At 74.0% G+C, this 4,319-nt stretch carries 3 protein-coding genes; all 3 read left to right on the top strand.

Annotation, left to right across the window (positions count from 1 at the left end):
- The coding region (locus AB8Z75_RS32515; RefSeq protein WP_369208352.1) for a hypothetical protein at positions 1-1,365 on the top strand (1,365 nt) is incomplete at its 5' end.
- Positions 1,365-2,192 (top strand): SDR family NAD(P)-dependent oxidoreductase, encoded by an 828-nt coding sequence (locus AB8Z75_RS32510; RefSeq protein WP_369208350.1) that lies wholly within the window; start codon positions 1,365-1,367, stop codon positions 2,190-2,192. The genes AB8Z75_RS32515 and AB8Z75_RS32510, both read left to right, overlap by 1 nt.
- An 855-nt stretch (positions 2,193-3,047) precedes the next feature.
- Positions 3,048-4,301: a PQQ-binding-like beta-propeller repeat protein gene (locus AB8Z75_RS32505; RefSeq protein ID WP_369208348.1), complete on the top strand. Its 1,254-nt coding sequence runs from the start codon at positions 3,048-3,050 to the stop codon at positions 4,299-4,301.
- The last annotated feature ends 18 nt before the right edge of the window (positions 4,302-4,319 follow it).

Here is a 4,319-nt window from a genome sequence, read left to right as displayed (position 1 = left end):
CCTCTCGGCGCTCCGCCGCGCGCGGCCGGGGGCGGTGATGCCGCGCGCGGCGGAGCGCCGAGAGGCGGGACGTCCAGCGGCGAGGCCCTGCTCCGCGCCGAGCTGGCGCCCCGCGAGCTGTGGGCGCGGGTGGCGCTGATCGTCGGGCTCTGCGCGGGCTGCGGCTTCCTCGCCTCCGGCATCTACGACTACACGCACGCGGGCCGCCCCGAAGGGCTGGCGGCGAACCTCTCCCTCGCCGCCGGCGCCGCACTCGTGCCGACGGCGCTCGCCCTGCTGGTCCCGCTGCGGGCCCGAAGCCGCGACCGGCGCCGGTTGATCGAGCTGTACGGCGTGCCGAACAGCAGAGGCAGGACGGAACACGGGCTGCGCGGGCGCCGCTCCGGCTGGCTGGGCACGTCCGTCCTCGCGCTCGCCTTCGCGTTCGTCTTCCTCGCCGCAGGACTCGGCCAGGCCTTCTCCTCCGACCCGTACGAGGAGCCCGACCCCACGGTCTACGGCGCCATGCTGGCGTGGGCCGTGATCCTGACGGCCGCCGGATGCGCCGGCATCGCCAAGAGCCGCCGGTACCGGGCGAGCACGGGTGCGGGCACGAGCACGTACGGGTCGGGCACACCGGACGGCACGGGCCGCCGCGGCACACCCCGCACCACGCCACCCCCCTCGCCCAGGGCCGCGCTCTACGCGCGGCTCGGCGGGCAGCCCGCGGCACCGCACCGCCTCAGTCCCCGCCTGGACGCCCGCATCCAGCGGCTGTCCCGCCCCGCCGCCCTGACTCTGGCGACCTCCGCCGCGCTGATCGGCTGCGCGCTGGCGGGCGCGACGACACTGGTGCCCCGGTACGTGGGCGGCGGCAGACCGCTGTTCTGGGTGCTGCTCCTGCTCACCGCGGCCTACCTGCTCGTCCTGCTGCTGGAGCTGAGCCACTACGGGCCGCGGCGCCGCTATCTTCTGCTCGTCCTCTTCGCGGGGATAGCCCTCCTCCCGGTCGCCGGGGTCGGCTACTCCACCTCCGTCCTCCTGGAGCGCGGCGAGTGGGCGCACGTCGAGGTGACCGCGGAACAGCACCACGCCAAGGGCGGCCCGACGTGCGAGCTGCGCTCCCTGTCACCGCGGGCGGTACCGGCGGACACCGACCTGAGCATCGGGTGCGACGGCGCCGAGGTCGGCGACACCTTCCGCGTCTACGCCGACCCGCAGGGCGAGGCGGGCCCGCGCCGCTCGTCGCCGAGCAGCCTCGCGAGCTTCTTCGTGGGCTGGGGCGGTGCGAGTGCCGTGCTCCTGGGCTGCGCCGTCGGGGCCGCGCTCCACGGCCACCGCCGCCGCACCGAGCTGGGCCTCACCACACGCGAGGGGGAACGCTGATGCCGACCGACAGCGCACACCCCGCCGGTCCTGAGCCCCCGGCAGGGGAACAGCAGCGGCCCTCGCATCCCGTCTATCCCGACCTGGCGGGCAAGGTCGCCGTGGTCACCGGCGGTTCGCGCGGCATCGGAGCCGAGACGGGGCGGGCCCTGGCCGCGCAGGGCGTCGCCGTCTGCCTGGTGGGGCGGGACCGTCCCGCACTGTTCGCGGTGGCCGAGGACATCGGCAAACGGGGAGGCACCGCCATCGGTGCCGTGGCGGACGTGACGGACGCGGGCGCCCTGCGCCGCGTCGCCGACCGGGTGGCGGCCGAGCTCGGCCCCGTCGAGATCCTCGCCGCCTTCGCGGGCGGGCAGGGCGCCCCCACGCCCACCCTCGACCTGTCCGAAGAGCGGTGGCGTCAGGTCCTCGACTCGGAGCTGACCTCCACCTTCCTGACCATCCGCACCTTCCTGCCCGGCATGGTCGAGCGGTTCAGCGGGAGCATCCTGACCCTGTCGTCGTCCGCCGGCCGCCAGCCCGGCCAGGCCAACGTGGCCTACGGCGTCGCCAACGCGGGTCTCACCATGCTGACCCGCCAGCTCGCCACGGAGCTGGGCCCGCAGGGCGTCCGCGTCAACTGCCTGGCCCCCACGGCGGTCCGCACCGAGAAGACCGCCGCCGGCATGCCCAAGGAGGCCCAGCACAAGCTGGCCCTCCGCCACCCCCTCCGCCGCATGGGTGAGCCCGGCGACGTCGCCTCGGCGGCCCTGTTCCTCGCCTCCGACGCGGCGGGCTATCTGACGGGGCTCACCATCGACGTGGCGGGGGGCCGGGTCACCAACTAGCCCCGCCTCGGCATGTGCGAGGGGGCGTCGTCGGCGGTCGCCGCGCACCGTCAGCGGTCGCCACGCGCCGTCGGCGGTCGCCGCGTGGTCACGGGTCAGGAACGGAAAGGGAACGGCGCGTGCGCGAGCGCCCCTCTGGCCCTCCGCGCCACCGACAGTGTTGAGTGGCGCTGTTTCTCCGTCGCCGCGGCAGCGACGCGACGACGCGACGGAGTACAGGAGAAGAGGGGGGCCTCAGTGACGCAGGAGAACCAGTCGGACGGGCGGACCGACGAGAGCGGGGGCATCGCCGAGAGCGGGGGCATCGCCGAGAGCGGCGGGAGCGGGGTGGGCGACGCGGGGGGAAGCGGGCCCGGCGGTACGGGCAGCGGCCGGCCGCTGCCGCCCCTGCCCGCACAGCCGCCGCAGCCTCCTGGTCACGCCCCGGCGGACGCGAACGCTCCCGCGCCGGGAGCGCACGCCCCAGGTGACGCGTCGGCCTCGGGCCCCGGCTACGGGCCAGCCCCCGGTTACGGCCAGGGGCCCGGTTTCGGGCCGGCTCCCGATTACGGTACGGGGCCCGGCCACGGGTCAGCTCCCGGTTACGGTACGGGGCCCGGCCACGGGTCAGCCCCCGGTTACAGCGCGGGCCCCACCGGTCCCGGTGGTCCGCATGCGGGCCCGCCCCCCTACGGCGCACCTGGCGCACCAGGCGGTCCTGGCGTATCAGGCGGCCCTGGCGCACCAAGTACCCCAGGCAACCCAGGAAACCCCGGCAACCCCGGCATCCCAGGCGCCTGGGGTGGGCCCGGGCGGCCGGGGCTGCCCGTCCCGCCCGTTCCGCGCCGGACCTCGGGCGGGAAGATCGCGGGCATCGTGATCGCCTGTGTTCTCGGGCTCGCGCTGATCGCCGGCGGCGCGGTCTTCGCGCTCAACCTCGCTTCCGACGACTCCGGCTCCGGCGGAGCCGACGGCGGTGACGTGCCGTCGTCCGCTCTGGACGTGGCGTGGAAGAGCGACGTCCTCCCCCGGTCCACCGCGTCCTCCACCACCACGGTCTCCTGGCCCGGCCGTTGGAATGCGCAGTCGACCCTGGTCTACGGGGACGAGCACGGGGTGCGCGGCTACGACATCGGCAGTGGCGAGGAGAAGTGGAAGGTCGAGCCGCCCAAGGGAGCGGGCGAACCGTGCGCGATGTCGCCTGAGGCGAGCTCGAACGGGGTGGGTGCGGTCCTCTTCGACGCCGGTGGTGACGAGTGCGCGTATCTGGCGGCGGTCGATATCGACGCCGGGTCCGTCCTCTGGTCGAAGAAGCTCTCGCCCGAGTACGGCGAGAACGGGGCGCAGGTGTATGCCGGTACCGAGCACATCACGGTCGGCCTCAACACCATCGACCCCGTGCAGATGTTCGACGTGCAGACCGGTGCCTCCGCCGACCCGTTCGCGGATGCCGAGATCGACTGCAAGTACAACTACATCTTCAGCGCGCAGCACATCGTGGCCAAGCCCGAGTGCCGCGACGAGCTGGTCGTTCTCGACACCCAGTACGGCGGCCCCGGCGTGACCGTCTCGGGCCAGCAGGGCAAGCCCCTCAAGGTTCTCTCCGACCACCCGCTGACCGTGGCGGTCGACTCCGGCGAGTCCGAGTCCAGCTCGCCGCGGGTGCTCAACTTCGCCAAGGACGGCGAGACCGCCAAGTCCGTGGACCTGACGGGCAAGGCGGCCGACATCGTGTTCCGCGACAAGGGGAACGGCATCACCGGCAACGGGCTCTACTTCGGCAAGCTGCGCGACGGCGACAACGCGGTGCTCGACCTCCAGTCCGGGAAGGTGGTGTGGGAAGGCGGCGGGACCGGCACCGCCTTCATCGGCTACGACGACGCGAGCAAGCGCATGGTGCTGGCCGAGGACGATCCCGAGAAGGGCTACTGGACGCGCGTCGGCGCCCTGGACCCGAAGACGGGAAAACTGGAGTACGCGGGCACGATGGTGATGCCGGACGGCACCTATCTCTCGGGCGTCGGCGCCCTCTACGGCTACACGACAGGCAAGGTGCTGGCCATCGGAGGGCGCAACTCGGACAACAAGCGGATGGTGGTGGCCTACAGCGTGGACCTGCCGGAGAAGTGACCGCCCCCCTCCCCCCCC

Origin of the sequence: Streptomyces sp. PU-14G (assembly GCF_041028275.1) — a bacterium.
Taxonomy (GTDB): Bacteria; Actinomycetota; Actinomycetes; order Streptomycetales; family Streptomycetaceae; genus Streptomyces.
The sequence above is the reverse complement of the archived record's forward strand: the minus strand, read 5'-3'. Positions and strand labels throughout refer to the sequence as shown.

What these genes read in the sequence shown, in the direction of transcription:
- AB8Z75_RS32510 (WP_369208350.1), top strand. Translation starts at nt 1,365, where the DNA reads ATGCCGACCGACAGCGCACACCCCGCCGGTCCTGAGCCCCCGGCAGGG.